Origin of the sequence: Burkholderia sp. AU33545 (assembly GCF_020419685.1) — a bacterium.
Taxonomy (GTDB): Bacteria; Pseudomonadota; Gammaproteobacteria; order Burkholderiales; family Burkholderiaceae; genus Burkholderia; species Burkholderia diffusa.
On the sequence record NZ_JAIZRQ010000002.1, the window covers coordinates 767,064 to 788,502 of the forward strand.

Below are 21,439 nucleotides of genomic sequence, written 5' to 3' on the forward strand. Positions count from 1 at the left end.
TCCCTCAAACCTTTTCGATGTCCGACTTGCCGAGCAGGCCGGTCGGGCGGAAGAGCAGGATCAGCACGAGCAGGCCGAACGCGACGACGTCCTTGTACTCGGCCGGCATGTAGCCTGCGGCGAAGGTTTCGGCAAGGCCCAGCAGCACGCCGCCGAGCATCGCGCCCGGGATACTGCCGATCCCGCCCAGCACCGCGGCGGTGAACGCCTTGATGCCGGCGACGAAGCCGATGTACGGATTCAGCTTGCCGATCGTCAGCCCGATCAGCACGCCGCCGACGGCCGCCAGCATCGCGCCGAGCACGAACGTGAACGAGATCACGCGGTTCGTGTCGATGCCGAGCAGGTTCGCCATCTTCATGTCTTCAGCGCATGCGCGGCAGGCACGGCCCATCCGCGAATGCGAGATGAACAGCGTCAGCGCGATCATCAGCACGATCGTCACGCAGACGATCAAGAGACGCGCATACGGAATCGTCACGTCGTAGTCGCCGCCGAGATGGATGTCGAACGCGCCGGAGATCAGGATCGGCACGGACACGTCGCGCGCGCCCTGGCCGATCTGCACGTAGTTCTGCAGGAAGATCGACATGCCGATCGCGGAGATCAGCGGCACGAGGCGCGGGCCGCCGCGCAGCGGCCGATACGCGACGCGCTCGACCGCGAATCCGTACAGGCCGGTGACGATCACCGACACGATCAGTGCGGCGCCGAGCACGAGCGGCAGCGGATAGCCGGCGGAGATGCCGATGGCAGTCAGGGTCACGAGGCCCACGTACGCGCCGATCATGTAGATCTCGCCGTGGGCGAAGTTGATCATGCCGATGATGCCGTAGACCATCGAGTAGCCGATGGCGATCAGCGCATAGATCGCACCCAGCGTCAGGCCGTTGACCAGCTGCTGGGCGAATTGAGGAAAGAAGTCAGTCATGTGCGGGAAGCTCCCGTTGGCGCTGGGTCGCGTGCCGTCGCCGGATCACGGCGCTCGGCCGCGCGCAACGCACGGTGTCGTCTCGGGCCGCCCGTTGGCCGCGCAACGGCCAAATGCGCACGCACCCTGCCCGGGTGACGGGCAGAGCGGGTGCGCGGGGCGGATACTCCGTTGTTACTTGGCGGCGGTCTTCGTCGCGTCCTTGTGCCACGTGTAGACGACGAACTTGAACGCCTTCAGGTCGCCCTGTGCGTCATACGCGACCTTGCCGATCGGCGTGTCGAACGTCGTCTTGTGCATGTACGCGGCCACCTTCGTCGGGTCCGTCGTCTTCGCGCCTGCGATCGCGTCGGCGATGATCTTCACCGCTGCGTACGACGGCATCTGGAACGGGCCGTTCGGGTCGCGCTTCTTGTCCGCGAAGGCCTTCACCAGCGCCGCGTTGGCCGGGTCGGCCGAGAAGTCGGCCGGCAGCGTGACCAGCATGCCTTCCGAAGCCGGGCCGGCGATCGCCGTCACGTCCTTGTTGCCCACGCCCTCAGGCCCCATGAACGTGGCCTTCACGCCCTGCTCGCGCGCCTGGCGCATCAGCAGGCCCATTTCCGGGTGGTAGCCGCCGAAGTAGACGAAATCGACGCCTTGCGACTTCAGCTTCGTGATGATCGCCGAGTAGTCCGAATCGCCGGCGTTGATGCCTTCGAACAGGACGACCGGAATCTTCGCGGCTTCGAGGTCCTTCTTCACCGACGACGCGATGCCCTGGCCGTACGACTGCTTGTCGTGCAGGACCGCGACCTTCTTCGGCTTCACGTTGTTGATGATGTAGTGCGCGGCGGCCGGGCCTTGCTGGTCGTCACGGCCGATCGTGCGGAAGATGAAGTGGCGCTTCTTGCCTTCCGTCAGCTGCGGCGCGGTGGCCGACGGCGTGACCATCACGATGCCTTCGTTTTCGTAGATGTCGGATGCGGGGATCGTCGAACCCGAGCACACGTGGCCGATCACGTACTTGATCTTCTGGCTGACGATCTTGTTGGCGACGGCGACGGCCTGCTTCGGTTCGCATGCGTCGTCCATCTGCACGACTTCGAACTTGTTGCCGCCCGCACCGCCGGCCGCGTTGATCTGTTCGATCGCGGTCAGCGCGCCGGCCTTCACCATGTCGCCGTACTGGGCGACCGAGCCGCTCATCGGACCAGCGATGGCGATCTTCACGGTTTCCGCTTGCGCGGCGGCGGCGCCGGCGGCGAACAGCACGGCGGCGGCGGAAATGGACGTAAGACGGGACAGCGTCATCTGGGAGCTCCTCGATGTTGTTTAGTCATACGGGCAAAGGCGGCATGACTTGCGCAATCGAACAGCACCCGGGGCGAGGACATGGGACACGCCCGAGACACATGAAGACGGACCTGCGGATGGATGTTGCGTAGCGGGGCCCGGCTCTTGCAGTCCCCAACGGGGACGTCTGGTTCGGAAAGACATCGTGATGCGTCTTGCATTGCGCAAGCGTTTCGCCTGCCCCGCTTGCCAAATCGCTAGTTCGGAGGGATGGTCCGACAGCCGTTGGCAAGGCAGTCGAAATTATATGGGGGTTTTTAAATCGTCTGTCAAAAATGCCGCTTCTATGAGGGAAAACACGGAGAAACTTGGTTCGCGCGAGGTGGCGATTCGGGAGCAACCGAGATGGGCGGAGAACGTTTGCGGTGGGTGCAATTGGGTTGCGATTTTGAGTGAGTTGGTGGGCAGATTCCTTGCCGGGTGTGGGTTTCGGCGATTTGGTGTCACGCGTTGCCTGCTTCTTTGGATGCTTGGGGTCCGATCGTCGAAGATCAATCAACTGATGATTGTGTCGACGCGCACCGAGTCGGGGCGATGTATCTGTGCGGTCAATCCTTCTTTTTGCCGACATCGACCAGCACAACGAAAGCAGATTGTTATTTTCATGAAATAATTCGCGCTCGCTTCTGCAATCCAGCCAGCCTTCCTGCGAGTCGCCCCTCCGCGATTCGCAGTCGCTTCAGGGCCGCTTCGACGCTCACACGTCACCGAGCCGCCAGCCAGTGATCTGCCGTTTTTTCTCGATACATGTCACCTGGTTCGGATCCCGATGAATCACCCTCTCCGTTTTTCTTCCGCCGCCGCGCTTGCTTGTGCGCTTTCCGTTTCCATTGCCGACGCTTCGGGCCGCGATTCGCTGGTCGATCGCCCGGGCAGTGCCAACGTGTTTCGTTCGGAACGTCGGGCTGGGGCTGCGCATGATGCGCGTGCGGCGCTCACGACGCGGCGCGCGAAGTACGCGGCGCCGGTTGAACGCAATCCGTTCGATACGCCTGATACGCGGCCGTTGCGGGTTTCGGGCGATACGCTCGAGCCGCAGCCTTCGGTCGAACGCGAGCCCGGCGATTCTGTATGGCCCTCGAATCGCGTCGCGCTCGGCGCGGGCGGCAGCGATAGCTTCGGTCGCGCGTTGCCACGACACGAACAGCGCGCGCTGAACTGGAATGAATATCTGAGGGCCAACGGGTCGCAAGCGCCTGGCGACAGGAATTCGTATGCGCCCACGCGACCTTTCGATGCCGCGCGCGGTCCGCACGGCGCGCCGAATCCGCACGATCCGTCAGTGCCGCAACCGGAGACGCGGACGTTCTATGACAACGGCGCGGGTTCGCATTGCACGGCGACCGGCGGTGCGGGAACGTCGCGGTCATCTTGCAATATTGCTTGGTGAGGCACGGGGCGATCGGCAGCGGCCTCACACAGCAAGTTGCGCAATCTCAGTCTGGTCACGCACGCAAAGCGCACGATGCGCATCGCCAAACGGCGACATCGCGCTAAAGCCGCCTCACCTCGGCGAAACCACAATCGCCGCCCGCCGATTCTGCATTCTCCCGGCTGGCGTCCGGTTATCCCCCACCGGATCGCTCTTCCCCTTCCCCACGATCGCAATCCGCTTCCTGTCCAGCCCGACGTCCACAAGCTCGATCGCCACCACCTCCGCCCGCCGCCGGGACAACTCGAGATCGTAGGCAGCCTCCCCCTCCTCGTCGGAGTACCCGTACACCCGCACCCCGTTGATCCCCGCCGACCTCAACGTCCTGCCAATCCGCTCGACGACCCGCCTGACATCCGGCTTGAGGTTATACCGATCGAAATCGAACAGAATCGGCCCCGTCGACCCGAACTCGAACCCCTGCTGCGTCTCCTGGAACCCGGCCGACTTCAGCGCCGTGACCTGCGTCTGCGTGAGCCCCCGATGAAGCGGCGGCGTCTTGCATCCGCCAAGCAGCAGGCACAGAAGCACCGCGCTCGCGACGCACATTCGCCCAATGCTCACCGGCAACGAGTCATCCATGATCGACCCCTTCGTACGCGCCCGCTTCGCGCGCGCTTATTATCCCGCCGCCGCGGCCTCGCCCACGGCGCGAAACGACAGACATCAAACCCGTCCCGCTACGCCCTCCGCCAGCTGCCACGACCCCGGCCGCGCACGCTTGGCGCGGTACATCGCGGCATCCGACGCGCGCAGCAAGCCGCTCGCGTCGGACGCATGATCGGGATACAGCGCAATACCGGCACTCATCATGGTGGCCACCATGCGCCCGTCGGACAGCTCGATCGACGGCACCATGCCGGACAAAATCTCGTCGGCGATCTGGCACACGCTGTCCGTATCGCGCACCGCCGTCAGCATCACCGCGAATTCATCGCCGCCCAGCCGCGCGACGAGATCGGTCTCGCGCACCTGCGCGCGCAACCGCGCCGCGATGCCGATCAGCACCGCGTCGCCCGCATCGTGGCCAAGACCGTCATTGATTTCCTTGAAGCGGTCGCAGTCGAGATACAGGACGGCAACCCGCTGCCCCGTCACCACGGCGTCGCAGAGGGCAACCGACAGACGCGACTCGAACTGCACGCGGTTGGGCAGGCCCGTGAGCGCATCGTGCGTCGCCTTGTGTTCGAGCGACGCGTTTTCGTCGCGCAGCGTGTTCTGCCAGTCTTCGAATTCGTCGAGCAATGCATTGAAGTCGTCGCCGAGCTGATTCAGTTCGGCGATCGCCACTGGCTCGACGCGACGCGCGAACGCACGCTCGCGGCGCGCGGCGTGCGCGACGTCGGCCAGCGCGCGCAGCGGCGCAACGATGTTGCGCAACAGACGCTTGGAGCTGACATACGCGCCGATCACGCTGACTGCCAGACAACCGAGAATGCCGCCGATGCCACCGATCAGGAACCCGAAGAACTGGTGCCCCCGGCCACGCACGATGACCTGGCCGATGACGATGCCGTCGTGCATCACCGCGGCGCTCACTGGCCCGGGCAGCGCCAGCGCGGCGACGCCGCGCTCGAGACGGGCGATCCGGCCTGCGGCGGGCAGTTTCCACGTCGCGAACAACTGGCCTTTGCCATCGGTGACGACCACCTGCGCGACGTCCTCGTCGTTGGCGATCGTCGCGATCGCCTCGTTCGCCGCGACACGGTCGCCGAACACGAGCGCTGCCTCGACCGTGTAACCGAGCGAGCGCGCCAGCAGGTTCAGGTTGTTGCCGGCGTACGCGCGCAACGCGATCACGGCGACGACGATCAGCGACACGGCGGCCATCGCGACCGCGACGAACGCAAGGCGCAAATGCGCGCGGCGCAACACGCTTTGCAGCGTCGAGCGCGATACACGTGAAGGCGAAATGGCGGGCCCCGAACGTGTCATGGCGTCAGCGTCCGCCGCGCGAGATTGAGCACGTTCGGATGCACGCGCACGCCACTGCGCGCGACGGCGTCGAGATTGATGTCGAACGTGACGCGTTCGCCTTCGACCGCGAGACAGAACATGCTGCCCGCGGTGCAGGACGGATCGTGTTCGGCGATGGTCAGTACCGGGCGGCCGACCAGCGCGGTCCTCACCCGCTTTCGCTCATCGTCTCCGAGCACGCCGAGATACACGACGTCGCATGCGACGCCGAGCGCGGGGTCGTCGAAGCGGACCCGCTGCACGTCGAGCACGGTCGAGCCGGCCTGTATCGTGCCGGTCAGGTCGCCCGCGTAGTCTGACCTGCCCGTCACGCACAGATGCAGGCGAACCGGCGTCGTCGGCCAGCGCGTGAAACTGATGATGCCGAGCACGACCTGGCGCACGGCGGAGTCGTGTGACGAAAAGGCGGGACTGGTGGGATTGACGGGTGTCGTGGTGGCGACGAGCCGCACCGTGTCGATCGGCGCGTCGGCATCGCCAGGCGCCCCGGCGAGAACGGAGGGCGCGACGCTCAGAGCGCAAACGATTGCGATGCATGCGTGGCGCAGCGTGGCGACTCGGCCGGACCGGCCGGATGCCTTCCGCGCGGCGATTACCGCCGCGCCCGCTGGCGTCGATGCGGCCGCATGATTCTCGGCCGCCGCGCACATACTCGCATCCATGATGGAAACATCTGCTGCAGTCGTTCCCGGCGCTGCCCCTTCCTGCCATGCGCGTGCCGGCACCGTATCACACGCACGATTGCTTCCATCTTAGGTAAATATTCGTATCCCAAACCAGTGGGATACACCCGCGATTCATGTCGGAAAGTATGCGGAATCGGTGCTGTTCGTGGCGATGCGACGCCGAAGGATTGGCCAGCGAACAGGACGAACGTACGAGTCAAACTTCATACGTTCCGCAGGGTTGCGCCAGACTGGTTTCCCCACGCAACGATGCGACGCCGGTGGAAGTTGCCGCGCGATTCCGTCGCCGGACGCAACGAAACCGTCACGCGATGCTCGACGCAACGACGTTTCATTCGCCCCCGGAACGCATACCCGTTCCCGTCCTTCACGGACATGGCGGGCTCAGACGAGCAGTCGGCAAATTCGATCGAAGCAACCCGTCGCCAGATGCCCCCATCGCGCCGGACGAGGGAGCGCGATTCGCGCATCACCGCGTTCGCGAGTATCCTTGCTGATCATTCGATTGCAGTTCCGCGCACCCGGCCGAAGCGCGCGTCGCCGACGCCGAGTGTCGATCATCAACCGTCTATCTCGTCTTCCCTCATGGACTTCGACGTAATCGTTCTGGGCGCGGGCATCGTCGGCGTCTCCGCCGCGCTGCACCTGCAGGATCGCGGCCGCAAGGTTGCCCTCGTCGACCGCGGCGCGCCCGGCGAAGGCACGAGCTTCGGCAACGCGGGGCTGATCGAGCGCTCGTCGATCGAACCGTATCCGTTCCCGCGCAGCCCGTTCACGCTGATGCGCTATGCGCTCAACCGCTCCACCGATCTCTATTGGCACAGCGCGTCGCTGCCCGCGTTCGCGCCGTGGCTCGCGCGTTTCTGGTGGGAATCGGCGCCGCTGCGTCACGCGGCAGCCTCGCGCGACATGCTGCCGCTGATCGAGCGCTGCATCGTCGAGCACGACGCACTGATCGCGCGCGCCGGCGCCGGGGAACTGGTGCGCGCCAGCGGCTGGATGGAAGCGTTCCGCACGCCCGCCGCGTTCGAGCGCGCGGTCGCCGATGCCGGACTCACCGCGCGCCGCCACGGGCTCGGCATCACACCGCTCGATGCCGCGGCACTTCGCACACGGGAGCCGAGCCTCGCTGCAGGCTTCTGCGGCGCGCTGCACTGGCTCGATCCGAAAAGCGTCGTCGATCCGTCCGCGCTCGTCAAAACCTACGCGCAACTCTTCGTGCAAGGCGGCGGCACGCTGCTCACCGGCGATGCCGCGAGCCTGGAGGCGCTGTCGCCCGGCTGGCAGGTCACGACGGACGACGGCAAGATCGCCGCGCCGGCCGTCGTCGTCGCGCTCGGCCCGTGGTCCGACACGGTGTTCGGCAAGTTCGGCTACAAGATTCCGCTGCGCGAGAAGCGCGGCTACCACATGCACTACGCGCCGTCCGAACGCGGCGCGCCGTCGGCGCCGATCGTCGATCGCGAATACGGCTACGTGATCGCGCCGATGCGGCGCGGACTGCGGCTGACCACCGGCGTCGAGATCGCGCGGCGCGGCCTGCCGCCGACGGGCGTGCAGCTCGATCGCGCGGAACGCGTCGCGCGCCCGGTGTTCGGCTTCGGCGAGCGGCTCGACCCGCACCCGTGGCTCGGCTTCCGGCCGTGCACGCCCGACATGCGGCCGGTGATCGGCCCCGCGCCGGCGCATCGCGGGATGTGGTTCTCGTTCGGGCACAACCATCACGGGTTGACGCTCGGCCCCGTCTCCGGCCGCCTGCTGGCCGAGATGATGACCGGCGAGACGCCGTTCACCGATCCGACGCCCTACCGCGCCGACCGCTTCTGATGCCGATCGCCCGCGCTCAGTCGAGGGCGCGGCCGAAGATCCGGATCACTTCGTCGAGATGCTCGGCCATCGCGCGGCGCGCGGCCTCCGGGTCGCGCGCGCGGATTGCATCGAGGATCGCGCGGTGTTCGAGCTCCGACCGATGCGGCATGTCGTTCGGCATGTACAGCGACTGCAGCCGCTGGAACATCAGGTCGTACTTGTGCGCGAGCAGTTGCTTGATCATCAGCGCATACGCGGGGTTGTCGCTGGCTTCCGCGATACGGATATGGAACAGCCGATCGCCCGGATGCGTGAGCGACCCGCTACGGTTGTCTTCCTGGTTGCGCAGGAACGCCTCGTGAATCCCCTCGATCTGCGCGTCCGAGCCGTGTTTCGCGGCGAGCGACGCGGCTTCCGGCTCGATCAGCCGGCGCGCCTGCAACAACGCGAACGGCGGGATTTCGGTATCGAGGTCGACAGCGATACCGAGCTCCGGATCGACCTCGACGATCGAGAACGGCGCGACCGTCGTGTCGATCCGCGGTTGCGGTACGGTGGCCGCCTCGGGTTGGCGCACCTTCACGCCGTCGCCGACACGCACGCTGACGAGACCGTTCACCTCGAGCGCGATCAGCGCCTCGCGCACCGATGTGCGCGACACGCCGAACTGCTCGGCCAGTTCGCGCTCGGGCGGGAGGTAACTGCCCGGCGGGAAGTCGCCCGACTCGATCATCGCGCTGAGCTTGTCGGCGATCTGCTGGTAGAGGCGGCGGTTCTGAATCGGCTGGATGGACATACGTTGATACAGGTAAGCGGTTGCGTTGCGGACGGTCTGACGAATGCCGCACCAGACTGATCGCGCCTATTCTATATGCCGGGCTTCATATCGTCCGGCACCGCATAGCACCGCGCGGCCGTACCGCCCCACAACGCGTCGCGCTCGGCCGCCGACAACCGCGCTTGTGCCCAGCGCTCGACCAGCGACGCTACTTCGTCGTACGACGCCGCGAGCAGACACACGGGCCAGTCCGAACCGAACATCAGCCGCTGCGGGCCAAACGCGTCGAGCGCCGCATCGAGGCATAGTTCGATGTGGCGGATGTCCTGCCCGCGCAGGCCGCGCCGCCAGTCCGTCTCGGTCACGAGCCCCGACAGCTTGCACACGACGTGCGGCATCGCACCCAGTTCGCGCAACGCCGCGCGCCAGCGTGCGAGCACGGTGTCGTCGCGGTCGAACTCGGCGAGCGCGGGCTTGCCGGCGTGATCCAGCACGAGCCAGTGCGCATCGTTGCGCGCACAGAACGCGCGCACGTCGCGCAACTGACGTTCGAACACGAGCACGTCGTACACGTAACCGTTCGCCTGCAGCCATGCGACGCCGCGATTGAACGCGGGATCCGCGACGAACGCGCCGACGTCGGCCTCGTCCTGCAGCAAGTGACGAAAGCCGCGAAGCTTCGGGCTGCGCCATTCCGCGATACGCTCGGCGAGCGCCGGCGCACCGAGGTCCTCCCAGCCGACCACCGCCGCGATGCGCGCTTCGTCGCGGGCCAGATCGAGCAGGAATGCCGTCTCGTCGCGTCCGACGCGCGCCTGCACCGCGATCGACGCACCGAACGCCTGCGCATGCATCTGCGGCCACAGCGCGTCGGGCATGTAATCGCGGGCGAGCACGCCCATTCCGGCGCCGATCCATGGAAATTCGGCCGCGCGGTAACGCCAGAAGTGCTGATGAGAATCGATGCGCACTGCGCCCATGGTGTCCTCGCCTTTCGCCGTTGTCCGCCGTGTCAGGTCACGTCACGTTCAGTCGTACAGCACCGCCGTGATTTTCGGGTCGTCGATGTTGGTCTTGTCGTACCAGTAGAAACCGGTATCGATGACCTTCGGCAGCTTCTCGCCCTTGATCGCCTTCACGGCCGCCTCGACGGTCTTGTAGCCGATCCCGACCGGATTCTGCGTGATCGCGCCGGCCATGATCCCGCTGCGGATCGCATCCTTCTGCTGCTTGCCGGAATCGTAGCCGATGATCACGACCTTGCGCTTCATCTCGCGCACGCCGTTCACCACGCCGATCGCCGAGCCTTCGTTGGTGCCGAAAACGCCCTTGAGCTTCGGGTACGCCTGCAGGATCGACTTCGTCACTTCGGTCGACTTCAGCTGGTCGCCCTCGCCGTACTGCACGGTCACGATCCGCACCTTAGGGTGCGCCGATTTCATCCGTTCGAGAAAACCGTCGCGGCGATCGATGCCGGTGCGGCTCGTCTGGTCGTGCGCGACCACGGCCACCTCGCCCTCGTCGCCGATCAGCGCGGCGAGCTTGTCGGCGGCGAGCGCGGCGGCGGCCTTGTTGTTGGTCGCCGCGGTCGTCACCGGGATGTCGCTGTCGACGCCCGAGTCGAACGCGATGACCGGGATCTTCTCGGCCTGCGCCTTCTTCAGGAGCGGTAACGCGGCCTTGCTGTCGAGCGCCGCGAAGCCGAGCGCCGCCGGCTTCTTCGCGATCGCGGCGGACAGCATGTCGATCTGCTTGTCGACCATCGCCTCTGTTTCGGGGCCTTCGAACGTCACCTTCACCTTGTAGTCCTTCGCTGCCTGCATCGCGCCCGCCTTCACGGCCTGCCAGAACTGATGCTGGAAGCCCTTCGAAATCAGCGGGATGTAGGTTTCCTGCGCCTGCGCGCCGGCCGTCACGCCAACGGCGAACGCCAGTCCGACGATCGCGTTCAACACCTTGCTCCTGATCACTTCGCGTCTCCTTGGTTGGTATCGACTGAAATGCCGGACGGGCCGGCGGTGAAGCACATGTGTGTTCGTGCGTGCGTCAGCGGCGCCGCCGGCGCAGGATGTCCACGTAGACGGCGAGGATGATGATCACGCCCGTGACGACCGTCTGCCATTCCTGCGCGACCGACATGATGCGCAGGCCGTTGGTCAGCACGCTCATGATGAACGCGCCGATGATGGTGCCGACGATGCTGCCCGCGCCGCCCGACAGCGACGTGCCGCCGATCACGACGGCCGCGATCGCATCGAGCTCGTAGCCCTGTCCGAGCGCGGGCTGCGCGGAATTCAGCCGCGACGCGATCAGGAGCCCGGCGATCCCGCACACCGCGCCGCTGAACGTATAGACGGCGATCTTCCACGCGTCGACGTTCACGCCGGACAGCCGCAGCGCTTCCTCGTTGCTGCCGAGCGCGAACGTGTAGCGGCCGAAGATGGTCCGGTTCAGCACGATCGACGCGCCGGCCGCGACGAGGAACAGGATCAGCACCGCGTTCGGAATCGGCAGCGCGGGAATCAGACTGCCGATCAGCGAATCCTGCGCAATCGACGTGAAGCCCGGCGTGTCGTTGAAGTAGATCGGCCGCGTGCCCGAGATCACGAGCGACAGCCCCTTGAGCAGCATCATCATCCCGAGCGTCGCGATGAACGGCGGCACCTTCATCTTCGCGATCACGAAACCCGACACACTGCCCGACAACGCGCCGAAGCACAGCGCGGCCAGGATCCCGAGCGGCAGCGGCATGCCCCAGTTCGTCAGCACGACGCCGGCCATCACCGCGCAGAACGTCATCAGGGTGCCGACCGACAGGTCGATGCCCGACGAGATGATCACGTAGGTACACGCGACCGCCAGCACGCCGTTCACGGCGGTGGCCTGCAGGATCGTCACGAGGTTGTCGACTTCGAGGAAGTTCGACGACGCGAAGCTGAAGAACACGATCAGCAGCACGAGGCTCGCGAACGCGAGCAGCTTCTGCCGCGCGGCCGGGTTGAAGAATCGCGACTTCAGGCTCGATGCGGCGGCCGGCGTGTCGCCGGAAGCCAGGGGCGGGACGGGATGCGTATCGTTGGACATGGTCGGTAGGCGTATGAATCGGCGTCCGAATCAGGACAAAACGGTCGACTCGCGCTGCGTTGCGAGCTGCATGATCTTTTCCTGGGTGGCGTCGGCCGCGCGCAATTCGCCGGTCACGCGCCCTTCGCACATCACGAGAATCCGGTGGCTCATGCGCAGCACCTCGGGCAACTCCGACGAGATCATCACGATCGCCTTGCCGTCGGCGGCGAGCGCGTCGAGCAGCTTGTAGATCTCGCTTTTCGCGCCGACGTCGATGCCGCGCGTCGGCTCGTCGAAGAACAGGATGTCGCAGTCGCGCAGCAGCCACTTCGCGATCACGATCTTCTGCTGGTTGCCGCCCGACAGGAGGCGCGCCGGCTGCGCGACCGACGGCGTGCGGATCGCGAGCTGCCGCACGTACGACTGCGCGGTGTCCCGCATCCCGCGCGCATCGAGGAACATGCCGCGGCGCACGAAGCGCTGCATGCTCGACAGCGCGATGTTGTTCTGCACGTCCATCCCGAGCGCGAGCCCGAAGTGCTTGCGGTCCTCCGACAGATAACCGATCCCGTGCGCGACCGCGTCGGCCGGCGTGCGGATCGTCACGGTCTTGCCGTGCACGCGAATCTCGCCCGCGTCGACCGGGTCCGCGCCGAACACCGCGCGCGCGACCTCGGTGCGGCCCGCACCCATCAGCCCCGCGAAGCCGAGAATCTCGCCGCGCCGCACCGTGAAGCCGACGTCGCGGATCGCGCGGCCGCGCGACAGCCCGCGCACGTCGAGCGCGACCTCGTTGGCCGACGTATCGGGCGGCGTGCGGAACGTCGTATCGAGCTGGCGACCGACCATCATCGCGATGATCGCGTCCATCGACGTGTCCGCCATCGGCACGGTCGCGACGTACTTGCCGTCGCGCATCACCGTCACGCGATCGGCGATCTGGCGCAGCTCGTCCATCTTGTGCGAGATGTAGACGATGCCGACGCCGTGCGCGCGCAGGTCGCCGATGATGCGGAACAGCTCGGCGATCTCCGCGTTGTTCAGCGCGGCGGTCGGCTCGTCCATGATCAGCACGCGCGAGTCGAACGACAGCGCCTTCGCGATCTCGACCATCTGCTGCTTCGCAACCGTCAGCCGGCCGACCGGCGTGCGCGGATCGAGATCGAGCCGCATCCGTTGAAAGATCGCGGCCGCGTCGCGGTTGAGCGTGTCCTCGTCGACGAACACGCCGAAGCGGCCGCGCGGCTCGCGCCCGATGAAGATGTTCTGCGCGACGCTCAGGTGGTTCATCAGGTTCAGCTCCTGATGAATGATGCCGATGCCGAGCGCCTGCGCGGCGCGCGGATCGTCGATCTCCACCGCGCGGCCGTCCATCCGGATCTCGCCTTCGTCCTTCTGATAAACACCCGCGAGAATCTTCATCAACGTCGACTTGCCGGCGCCGTTCTCGCCCATCAGCGCGTGGACTTCGCCGGCATGCAGGTCGAACCGGCAATCGTCGAGCGCCTGCACGCCCGGGAAGCGCTTGCCGATGCCTGTCAGCGCAATCAGCGCGGCGGGTGCGGCGGTCGGGTTCAGATCGGGTTGCATGACTCGATGGCCTCAGCCGATCGCGCGATCGAGATGCGTATAGCCGCCGTCGACGAACAGCCACTGGCCCGTCGTGTGCGACGCGCGCGCCGACAGCAGGAACACGGCCGTGTCGGCGATCTCGTCGGCGGTCGTGAAGCGCTTGCCGAGCGGCACCTTGCCGGCGATTTCCGCGAGCTTCGCTTCGGGGTCGTCGAAACCGGCGATCCAGGTCTGGTAGAGCGGCGTCATCACCTCGGCCGGAATCACGGCGTTCACGCGCACGCCGTCGTCGCGCAATGCGACGGCCCATTCGCGCGTCAGCGCGAGTTGCGCGCCCTTCGATGCGCAATAGCCGCTCGTGTTGCCCTGCCCGGTGACGGCCGTCTTCGACGAGATGTTGACGATCGCGCCGCGCGTCGCCTTCAGGTGCGGCACGCAGTAATGCGCCATCACGTAGTAGTGGATCAGGTTGCGTTGGAGCGATGCGACGAACGCGTCGCGCCCGGCGTCGAGCCCGACGCTGTCGTTGATGCCCGCGTTGTTGACGAGGCCGTCGATGCGGCCGAAGCGCGCGATGGTTTGCGCGACCGCATCGCGGCATTGCGCGTCGTCCTGCAGTTCGACGGACACGCACGCGGCGCGCGGCTGTTGCTGCGTGAGGGCGCGCCAGAAGCCGTCGTCCGGCGTGTGGCGCGCGAATACCACCGGAATCGCGCCTTCGCCGGCCAGCCGCATCGAGATCGCGGCGCCGATGCCCGATGCGCCGCCGGTCACGATCACGATCTTGTCTTGCAGATTCAAATCCACTTCGCGTCTCCGTCGTTCATGTTGTCGCCGCGCGGGCCGCGCGCGGTGCATCGCGCGTCGTCGTGCTGCGTGCCGCGTGCTTCAGCCGCGGAATCGATACCGCTCCAGCGATTCGGGCTTCATCTCGATCGAGAAGCCGGGCGCCGTCGGCGGCATGTAGGCCGCGCCGCGCACGACGCACGGCTCGACGAAATGCTCGTGAAGGTGGTCGACGTATTCGGTCACGCGCCCTTCCTTCGTGCCGGCAATGCACACATAGTCGATCATCGACAGATGCTGCACGTATTCGCACAGCCCGACACCGCCCGCGTGCGGACACACCGCCAGCCCGTATTTCGCGGCCAGCAGCATCACCGCGAGAATCTCGTTGACGCCGCCGAGCCGGCACGCGTCGATCTGCACGATGTCGATCGCGCCGCGCGCGATGAACTGCTTGAACAGCACGCGGTTCTGGCACATCTCGCCGGTCGCGACCTGCACGGGCGCGATCGCCTCGCGGATCTTGCGATGCCCTTCGACGTCGTCGGGGCTCGTCGGCTCCTCGATGAACCACGGTTTCGCGAACGCCAGCTCGCGCACCCAGTCGATCGCTTCGTCCACCTCCCACACCTGGTTCGCGTCGATCATCAGCTTGCGGTCCGGGCCGATCACCTCGCGCGCGATCGTCACGCGACGGATGTCGTGCTCCAGGTTCGCGCCCACCTTCAGCTTCACGTAGTCGAAACCGGCGTCCACCGCCTCACGGCACAACCGACGCAGCTTGTCGTCGCTGTAGCCGAGCCAGCCCGCCGACGTCGTGTAGCACGGGTAGCCTTCGCGCTCGAGCGTCGCGATCCGCGCCGCCTTGCCCGGCGCCTGCCGTCGCAGCAGGTCGAGCGCCTCGTCCTGCGTCAGGCAGTCGGTCAGGTAGCGGAAATCGATCGCGCGCACAATCTCCTCGGGGCTCATGTCCGCGACGAGCCGCCACAGCGGCTTGCCCACCGACTTCGCCCACAAATCCCACACCGCGTTGACGACGGCGCCCGTCGCCAGATGGATCGCGCCCTTGTCGGGGCCGATCCAGCGCAACTGGCTGTCCGACGTCACGTGCCGCCAGAAGCGGCCCATGTCCTCGCGAATCCAGTCGAGGTCGAGGCCGACGACGAGGTGACGCATCGCGTCGATCGCCGCGCAGCAGATTTCGTTGCCGCGCCCGATGGTGAACGTGAGCCCGTGGCCTTCGAGCCCGTCGTGGTCGGTTTCCAGCACGACGTACGCGGCCGAATAATCGGGGTCCGGATTCATCGCATCGGAGCCGTCGAGCTGCTGCGAGGTCGGGAAGCGCACGTCGAGGACGCGCATCGATCGAATGATAGGCATGACGAACGGTCCGTAAAAGGAAATCAGGCCTGCACGGTGCGCTGGCGCTGCTCGCCGAGCCCGTCGATGCCGAGCGTGATCACCTGCCCGGCGCGCAGATAGACCGGCGGCTTCTGCCCGAGGCCGACGCCCGGCGGCGTGCCGGTCGAGATCACGTCGCCCGGCTGCAGGCTCATGAAGCGGCTCAGATAGCTGATCAGGTGCGGCACGCGGAACACCATCGTCGCGGTCGTGCCGTTCTGGTAGCGGTGGCCGTCCACCTCGAGCCACAGCCGCAGCGCGTGCGGATCGGGGACGTCGTCGGCCGTCACGAGCCACGGGCCGAGCGGGCCGAACGTGTCGTTGCCCTTGCCCTTGTCCCACGTGCCGCCGCGCTCGAGCTGGTATTCGCGCTCCGACACGTCGTTCACCACGCAGTAGCCGGCGACATGCGACAGCGCGTCGGCTTCGTCGATATAGCGGCCACCCTGGCCGATCACCACGCCGAGCTCGACTTCCCAGTCGGTCTTCTCCGAGCCGCGCGGAATCTCGACGTCGTCGTTCGGCCCCGAGATCGCGCTCGTCCATTTGCCGAACACGACCGGCTCCTTCGGGACTTCCATCCCCGATTCGGCCGCGTGGTCGGAATAGTTGAGCCCGATGCAGATGAACTTGCCGACGCGGCCGACGCACGCGCCGAGCCGCGGCGTGCCTTCGACGAACGGCAGCGAGGACGGGTCGATGTCACGCAGCCGCGCGAGCGACGCGGGTGCGAGCGCATCGCCTGCGATGTCGTCGATCACGCCCGACAGGTCGCGAATCCTTCCCTGCGCATCGAGCAGGCCCGGCTTTTCGTGGTGCTTGTCGCCAAATCTCAGCAGTTTCATGTTGTGTGAGGAAACGGAAGGTGAAGAGGAAGACGCGGTCAGTTCGACCAGCCGCCATCGATCAGGTGAATCGCGCCGGTCGTAAACGACGCTTCGTCGGACGCGAGGTACAGCGCGAGCGCGGCCACTTCTTCCGCGGTACCGATGCGGCCGATCGGCTGGCGCGCGACGAACGCCTGGCGCACCTCGTCGGTCGACACCTGGCGCGTGCGCGCCTGGTCCGCGATCCGCTGCTCCAGCGACGGCGACTCGATCGTGCCCGGGCAGATCGCGTTGCAGCGGATGCCCCGCTCGACGAAATCGGCAGCGACGGCCTTGGTCAGGCCGATCACGGCCGCCTTGGTGGTGCCGTAGACGAAGCGGTTCGGCACGCCCTTCACGCTCGACGCGGCCGATGCCATGTTGATGATCGACGCGCCGCCCGCTTCCAGCATCGCCGGCAGCAGCGCGCGGATCAGCCGGTACATCGACGTGACGTTGAGGTTCAGCGAGAACGCCCACGCGGCATCGTCGCAATCGAGGATCGAGCCGTGGTGCACGAACCCCGCGCAGTTAAAGAGCACGTCGAACGCGCGCGCCTGCGCGGCGAGTGCCGAAACGTCGCCCGCATCGGTCACGTCGAGCCGCCGCGTGGCCAGCCTGCCGCCGGCGCGTTCGGCGTCGGCCGCGAGTTGCGCGAGCGCAGCCTCGTTGATGTCGGTCGCCAGCACGTCGGCCCCCTCGCTTGCGAACCGCAGCGCGGTCGCGCGGCCGATACCCTGCCCGGCCGCCGTCACCAGCGCGCGCTTGCCCTGCAATCTCATGAGCACCACTCCTGTAGAAGCCGGCCGAGCCGACTGATTGGCACAAAGGACCAAAGGTCCAACCAATCATAGGACAGATTCCGGATTTGTCACGATCGCGGGATTCAGTATTTTCCCGAACAGCAGAATCGGGCCGGCGGCGGTGCCCCGGACTTCGGCGACCGTCTTGTTCTGATTCCGGCGCCCAACCACCTGTCCCGCAAAGCCAATGTCGGCGGGGGTTTGCGCCGGCCACGGGCGCCTGGGTCGCGCCGCCGTCGCGGCGAAACTGACAAAAAAGTCATGTTCCCGTCAGGGTATCAACGGGGGGCGCGCGCGATCATGATGATGCCGGACCGCGCTTCCCGGATCACCGCCCCCCGCCCGTCGCCGATCCCTGACGGGCACCTCCGTCCCCCGCGGTGTCCACGTGACTGAGCGAGCAGACACGGCGGCGCGGGCCGATTTTCCGCCCCGGGCGTTCGCGTCCGGGGCGCTTTTGTCGTTGGTCTTACACGCTTTTGTCGTTGGTTTTTCAAGAAAATGCGCGTCGATTGTTTCTGAATCGGCAAAAGGTAATTTGAGCCAGACAGGATGTTTTTTCCGGTCACAGACGCTTACATTTAGCGCACCACTCATGGAAACCGCTACGGAATCGCCGTCGGGTAGTGACATCCACTGCCACGGCCGAAACCGCACGAGCTTTAGGAAACGGCAAATGAAGGCCTCCAAATCCCTGCCTGTGCTCGATCCCGCCGACGTCCACGTCGAAATTCTGGAACGTTCCGATACGCTGCTCGTCGTTCGCTGGGTCGAACCCGGCCGCTGTCATTACGGCGAACAGCGCTGGCGCCGCCGCTTCGCGCAGCGCACCGGCACCTGTGCGCTGTCGCGCCAGGTCATCCAGCGCGGCGACGAAGTCTTCCGCCCGGCCGAGCGCCCGGCACCGGCGAACGCGGCCGCGATGATCTCCGCCGCCGAAGTGCTGGCCCTGGCCGGCAGCCGGTAACGCGCAAGCCGGCCTAGAACCACCGATCTAGTTCCCCCGCTTGTCTGCCCCGCCCGCGCGGACTATCGTTACAGCATTCAATGTAACGATTACGCGTCGTGGCGCACCGGCCACGCCGATGGAGGCAGACATGCACGCATGGAGCGCGCGCCACGTCCCGGCGCAAGGCGGCAAAGTTGCGGTCGTGACCGGCGCCAACAGCGGGCTCGGCTGGCACATCGCGGAAACGCTGGCCGCCAAGGGCGCAACCGTCGTGATGGGCTGCCGCGATGCCGCGCGCGCCGCGCAGGCCGCCGATGCGATCCGTCGGTTCCATCCCGCCGCACGGGTCGAAGTCGATCCGCTCGACCTCGCCGATCTCGCGTCGATCCAGCGCTTCGCCGCCGACGTCTCCGACCGCCACGGCCGCGTCGACATCCTCTGCAACAACGCAGGCGTGATGTTCCTGCCGCTGCGGCACACGCAAGACGGCTTCGAGATGCAGTTCGGCACCAACCACCTCGGCCATTTCGCGTTGACCGGCCATCTGCTGCCCGCGCTGCGCGCCGCGCGGCGCGCGCGGGTCGTGACGATGTCGAGCGGCTTGAACCGCGGCGGCCGGATCCGCGTCGACGACCTTCGGGCCGAACACCGTTACAACCGTTATCTCGCCTACTGCGACAGCAAGCTCGCCAACCTCGTGTTCGCGATCGAACTGCAGCGCCGCTTCCAGCGCGCGGCGTTCGCGGGCATCAGCGTCGCCGCGCATCCCGGCTACGCGGCGACCAATCTGCAGTTCGCGGGCCCCGCGATGGACCGTTCGCCCACGCGCGCCGCGCTGATGCGCGCGGCGAACCGTTATCTCGCGCAACCGGCCGACCAGGGTGCGCTTCCCGCGATTCACGCGGCGACGTCGCCCGACCTCACCGGCGGCTCGTACATCGGACCGTCCGGCTGGTTCGAGTCGCGCGGCCTGCCGGCACCGGCAAGCGTGCCGCGCGCGGCACGCGATGTAGCGACCGCCGCGCTGCTGTGGGAGGCCTCCGAAGCCGCGACGGGCGTGCGTTTCCTGAGCTCGGGCGTGGCCGAGGGTCGCCTGCCCGCCACGCCGCTCGACACGTCGGCCGAGACACGTTGAATCGCGCCCCTCGCCTCAACATTCATCATACTTATTACATTTACAGAAACGAAAGCTTGGTGAAAGCCTGATTGGACAGCCCACTGTTACCAGTCCGGAAACAATCTATCGTCAAAATCAGCGTTTACCCTCAACCACCCGGTGACTAAGATTTAGTCAATCGCTGCAGACATGGTGTCGCAAGCGAACCCAATAAAACACCGGAGGTCATCATGAAATCGCTCGTTTCCGCAGTCGTTGCCGCTGTCGCCCTGTCCGCTTCGTTCGGCGCTTTCGCACAAAGCACCGTGACCCGCGCACAAGTCCGCAACGAACTGGTCCAGCTCGAACAAGCCGGCTACAAGCCGGGCGTGTCGAGCCCGTATTACCCGAACGACATCCAGTCGGCGGAAGCGCGTGTTCATGGTGCCGACGCCAGCGGCTATGGCGCGCAACCGGCTCCGGTCGTCCACTCGGGCGCCCCGGTTGCCGCAGCGTCGTCGAACGCTCGCGACTCGATCTTCTTCGGCCAGTAAGCCGACGCGCCCTGACGGGCGCACCGCGCACGGCGCGACGAAGCTGTACCCGGACGAGCCCCTGATGCGGGCTCGTCTTTTTTTGTGAAACGCATACCTCCGCCGCCCGGCAGCGGGTGGCTTCGCCCGGGCGCGCTGCGTCCGGGCGCTTTTTCCGCGGCGAGGTATGCGTGGCGATGCCGTATGCGCCGGTCAACGCCCCGCGGCTGCCGCAGGCGCCGCACGCGACAGCACGCGCCAGCGCGACAGCAGTTCGTCGCGATCGACGTAGCAGCCCTGCAGATGCCGGCGGCCCGTCGACGGATCGAACTCCGTGCGCGCATGCAGCACGCGCCGGTTGTCGAACGCCCACATGTCGCCCGCCCGCAGCCGGCGCTGCACCCGGAAACGTGGCTCGCGCGCCAGCCCGAGAAAGCGCCGGTACGCGCGGTAGATGGCCGCGACCGATCCGGCCGGCGCATCGAGCGGCCCGCGCAGGAAATTCGCGACGCGCACTTCCGTCACGTTGCCGCGTGCATCGAGGCCGATCACCGGCGCCGAACAGCGGTAGTCGCTGTTCGCACTCTTGTTCCAGAACTCGAACGGCGTCGAGGCAAGGTGTTCGAAATCGGCCGGATAGTCGCGCCGTAGCGCTTCCGCGAGCGCAAAGCCGTCGAGGAAAATGCTGTCTCCGCCCGCCGCGTCGTTCGCGAGGCAATGCAGGAACTGCACGCCGGGCTGCAATTCACGCGTCGGCAGGTCGGTGTGCGGCGGCAGGTTGAGCGACGTGTAGGCATTGCTGTCCGGTCGCGGCTTCGACTCGACATCGAACAGCACGCCGAAATTGCTTTCGCGGATCAGACCGACACGACGCGCGATCTGGTCGACCCGGCCGCGTTCGGCGGGCACGCCCTCGATGAGCGTCAACCCCGTGCGCTGCAACGCGGCGAGCCACGCGCGCAACGCGCCATCGTCCTCCATCACGTCACGCCACGCGAACACCCCGATCGCCGTCGCATCGTCGCCGGCCCATACGTGCCGCCCGTGCGCGGCCTGGCGTTCCGCGCGCGACGCATCGTCGTATGCATGCGCGCGCAACCATCCCGGCGACCAGGTACTGCGATGCCCGTCGTTCCACTCGACGTGCAGCGCGCCGTCGGTTTCGACATGCACGGCGAGCGCCGACAGATCCTCGCGCGCGTCGGCGATCTCGAACACCTGTTCGCGCGTGAGCGCATGCACGCACGCGGAACACGCGCAGTTGTCGCGCAGCCAGTCGAAGTGAAACGGCGATCGTCGCGTGTCGCTCCACTCGACGTTCACCGCTCCATCGCCAATCGTCGCAGCCGCAATGGCCGCGTCGGCGGAATAGGTCCGCCAGTCCTCGATACGGTGTTGCGCTGCCTGCATCGTTGTCTC

20 protein-coding genes are annotated in these 21,439 nt (G+C 66.6%); 4 read left to right on the forward strand and 16 right to left on the reverse strand.

Features of this window, described 5'->3' with window-relative positions:
• Positions 1-4 precede the first annotated feature (4 nt).
• From livH to LGM71_RS09410, 6 genes are all read right to left on the reverse strand, one after another.
• A complete protein-coding gene (gene livH, locus LGM71_RS09385; RefSeq protein WP_124622061.1) occupies positions 5-931 on the reverse strand; it encodes a high-affinity branched-chain amino acid ABC transporter permease LivH in 927 nt (308 codons plus the stop codon).
• A 174-nt stretch (positions 932-1,105) separates the two neighbouring features.
• Entirely contained in the window at positions 1,106-2,224 is a 1,119-nt protein-coding gene (locus LGM71_RS09390; protein WP_059534285.1) for a branched-chain amino acid ABC transporter substrate-binding protein, read from the reverse strand.
• 739 nt (positions 2,225-2,963) lie between these two features.
• A complete protein-coding gene (locus LGM71_RS09395) occupies positions 2,964-3,407 on the reverse strand; it encodes a hypothetical protein (RefSeq protein WP_226114701.1) in 444 nt (147 codons plus the stop codon).
• 363 nt (positions 3,408-3,770) lie between these two features.
• Positions 3,771-4,280 (reverse strand): OmpA family protein, encoded by a 510-nt coding sequence (locus LGM71_RS09400; RefSeq protein ID WP_226114702.1) that lies wholly within the window; start codon positions 4,278-4,280, stop codon positions 3,771-3,773.
• Positions 4,281-4,364: 84 nt separating this feature from the next.
• A complete protein-coding gene (locus tag LGM71_RS09405) occupies positions 4,365-5,633 on the reverse strand; it encodes a diguanylate cyclase domain-containing protein (RefSeq protein WP_124622068.1) in 1,269 nt (422 codons plus the stop codon).
• Positions 5,630-6,337 carry a YfiR family protein gene (locus LGM71_RS09410; RefSeq protein WP_151047557.1) on the reverse strand — a complete coding sequence of 236 codons (708 nt, stop codon included), beginning with the start codon at positions 6,335-6,337 and terminating at the stop codon, positions 5,630-5,632. Before LGM71_RS09410 ends, LGM71_RS09405 begins: the two co-directional genes overlap by 4 nt.
• A gap of 609 nt (positions 6,338-6,946) precedes the next feature.
• Here LGM71_RS09410 and LGM71_RS09415 point away from each other — a divergent pair.
• On the forward strand, positions 6,947-8,188 hold the full coding sequence (locus LGM71_RS09415; protein ID WP_226114703.1) for an NAD(P)/FAD-dependent oxidoreductase: 1,242 nt from the start codon (positions 6,947-6,949) through the stop codon (positions 8,186-8,188).
• A gap of 16 nt (positions 8,189-8,204) precedes the next feature.
• On the opposite strand, the gene LGM71_RS09420 is transcribed toward LGM71_RS09415, so the two are convergent.
• The 9 genes from LGM71_RS09420 to LGM71_RS09460 all read right to left on the reverse strand — a co-directional run bounded on the left by LGM71_RS09420 (position 8,205) and on the right by LGM71_RS09460 (position 17,421).
• Positions 8,205-8,966 (reverse strand): FadR/GntR family transcriptional regulator, encoded by a 762-nt coding sequence (locus LGM71_RS09420; RefSeq protein WP_226114704.1) that lies wholly within the window; start codon positions 8,964-8,966, stop codon positions 8,205-8,207.
• Positions 8,967-9,037: 71 nt separating this feature from the next.
• On the reverse strand, positions 9,038-9,928 hold the full coding sequence (locus tag LGM71_RS09425; protein WP_226114705.1) for an amidohydrolase family protein: 891 nt from the start codon (positions 9,926-9,928) through the stop codon (positions 9,038-9,040).
• 48 nt (positions 9,929-9,976) lie between these two features.
• On the reverse strand, positions 9,977-10,918 hold the full coding sequence (locus tag LGM71_RS09430; RefSeq protein ID WP_059600212.1) for an ABC transporter substrate-binding protein: 942 nt from the start codon (positions 10,916-10,918) through the stop codon (positions 9,977-9,979).
• 76 nt (positions 10,919-10,994) lie between these two features.
• A complete protein-coding gene (locus LGM71_RS09435) occupies positions 10,995-12,032 on the reverse strand; it encodes an ABC transporter permease (RefSeq protein ID WP_059685655.1) in 1,038 nt (345 codons plus the stop codon).
• A gap of 30 nt (positions 12,033-12,062) precedes the next feature.
• A complete protein-coding gene (locus LGM71_RS09440; protein WP_226114706.1) occupies positions 12,063-13,604 on the reverse strand; it encodes a sugar ABC transporter ATP-binding protein in 1,542 nt (513 codons plus the stop codon).
• A 12-nt stretch (positions 13,605-13,616) separates the two neighbouring features.
• A complete protein-coding gene (locus LGM71_RS09445) occupies positions 13,617-14,393 on the reverse strand; it encodes an SDR family oxidoreductase (RefSeq protein WP_226114707.1) in 777 nt (258 codons plus the stop codon).
• 81 nt (positions 14,394-14,474) lie between these two features.
• Entirely contained in the window at positions 14,475-15,752 is a 1,278-nt protein-coding gene (locus LGM71_RS09450) for an L-fuconate dehydratase (RefSeq protein WP_124622079.1), read from the reverse strand.
• 23 nt (positions 15,753-15,775) lie between these two features.
• Positions 15,776-16,618 (reverse strand): ureidoglycolate lyase, encoded by an 843-nt coding sequence (locus tag LGM71_RS09455; RefSeq protein WP_226114708.1) that lies wholly within the window; start codon positions 16,616-16,618, stop codon positions 15,776-15,778.
• Positions 16,619-16,656: 38 nt separating this feature from the next.
• Positions 16,657-17,421 (reverse strand): SDR family oxidoreductase, encoded by a 765-nt coding sequence (locus tag LGM71_RS09460; protein ID WP_059600218.1) that lies wholly within the window; start codon positions 17,419-17,421, stop codon positions 16,657-16,659.
• Between the two features lie 697 nt (positions 17,422-18,118).
• Here LGM71_RS09460 and LGM71_RS09465 point away from each other — a divergent pair.
• The 3 genes from LGM71_RS09465 (at position 18,119) to LGM71_RS09475 (ending at position 20,041) form a co-directional block, all read left to right on the forward strand.
• The gene (locus LGM71_RS09465; RefSeq protein ID WP_044847789.1) at positions 18,119-18,409 is read left to right on the forward strand and encodes a DUF3331 domain-containing protein; all 291 of its coding nucleotides are present in this window, start codon (positions 18,119-18,121) and stop codon (positions 18,407-18,409) included.
• Positions 18,410-18,539: 130 nt separating this feature from the next.
• Positions 18,540-19,526: an oxidoreductase gene (locus LGM71_RS09470; RefSeq protein WP_226114709.1), complete on the forward strand. Its 987-nt coding sequence runs from the start codon at positions 18,540-18,542 to the stop codon at positions 19,524-19,526.
• Positions 19,527-19,738: 212 nt separating this feature from the next.
• Complete coding sequence (locus tag LGM71_RS09475) at positions 19,739-20,041, forward strand: DUF4148 domain-containing protein (RefSeq protein ID WP_059600219.1); 303 nt, start codon at positions 19,739-19,741, stop codon at positions 20,039-20,041.
• A gap of 192 nt (positions 20,042-20,233) precedes the next feature.
• On the opposite strand, the gene LGM71_RS09480 is transcribed toward LGM71_RS09475, so the two are convergent.
• Entirely contained in the window at positions 20,234-21,430 is a 1,197-nt protein-coding gene (locus tag LGM71_RS09480; protein ID WP_226114710.1) for a TauD/TfdA family dioxygenase, read from the reverse strand.
• Positions 21,431-21,439 lie beyond the last annotated feature (9 nt).

Bases quoted from the DNA above. Each gene is read 5' to 3' on its own strand.
- livH (WP_124622061.1), bottom strand. From the start codon at position 931: ATGACTGACTTCTTTCCTCAATTCGCCCAGCAGCTGGTCAACGGCCTG.
- LGM71_RS09390 (WP_059534285.1), bottom strand. From the start codon at position 2,224: ATGACGCTGTCCCGTCTTACGTCCATTTCCGCCGCCGCCGTGCTGTTC.
- LGM71_RS09400 (WP_226114702.1), bottom strand. From the start codon at position 4,280: ATGGATGACTCGTTGCCGGTGAGCATTGGGCGAATGTGCGTCGCGAGC.
- LGM71_RS09405 (WP_124622068.1), bottom strand. From the start codon at position 5,633: ATGACACGTTCGGGGCCCGCCATTTCGCCTTCACGTGTATCGCGCTCG.
- LGM71_RS09410 (WP_151047557.1), bottom strand. From the start codon at position 6,337: ATGGATGCGAGTATGTGCGCGGCGGCCGAGAATCATGCGGCCGCATCG.
- LGM71_RS09415 (WP_226114703.1), top strand. From the start codon at position 6,947: ATGGACTTCGACGTAATCGTTCTGGGCGCGGGCATCGTCGGCGTCTCC.
- LGM71_RS09420 (WP_226114704.1), bottom strand. From the start codon at position 8,966: ATGTCCATCCAGCCGATTCAGAACCGCCGCCTCTACCAGCAGATCGCC.
- LGM71_RS09425 (WP_226114705.1), bottom strand. From the start codon at position 9,928: ATGGGCGCAGTGCGCATCGATTCTCATCAGCACTTCTGGCGTTACCGC.
- LGM71_RS09435 (WP_059685655.1), bottom strand. From the start codon at position 12,032: ATGTCCAACGATACGCATCCCGTCCCGCCCCTGGCTTCCGGCGACACG.
- LGM71_RS09440 (WP_226114706.1), bottom strand. From the start codon at position 13,604: ATGCAACCCGATCTGAACCCGACCGCCGCACCCGCCGCGCTGATTGCG.
- LGM71_RS09450 (WP_124622079.1), bottom strand. From the start codon at position 15,752: ATGCCTATCATTCGATCGATGCGCGTCCTCGACGTGCGCTTCCCGACC.
- LGM71_RS09455 (WP_226114708.1), bottom strand. From the start codon at position 16,618: ATGAAACTGCTGAGATTTGGCGACAAGCACCACGAAAAGCCGGGCCTG.
- LGM71_RS09460 (WP_059600218.1), bottom strand. From the start codon at position 17,421: ATGAGATTGCAGGGCAAGCGCGCGCTGGTGACGGCGGCCGGGCAGGGT.
- LGM71_RS09465 (WP_044847789.1), top strand. From the start codon at position 18,119: ATGAAGGCCTCCAAATCCCTGCCTGTGCTCGATCCCGCCGACGTCCAC.
- LGM71_RS09470 (WP_226114709.1), top strand. From the start codon at position 18,540: ATGCACGCATGGAGCGCGCGCCACGTCCCGGCGCAAGGCGGCAAAGTT.
- LGM71_RS09475 (WP_059600219.1), top strand. From the start codon at position 19,739: ATGAAATCGCTCGTTTCCGCAGTCGTTGCCGCTGTCGCCCTGTCCGCT.
- LGM71_RS09480 (WP_226114710.1), bottom strand. From the start codon at position 21,430: ATGCAGGCAGCGCAACACCGTATCGAGGACTGGCGGACCTATTCCGCC.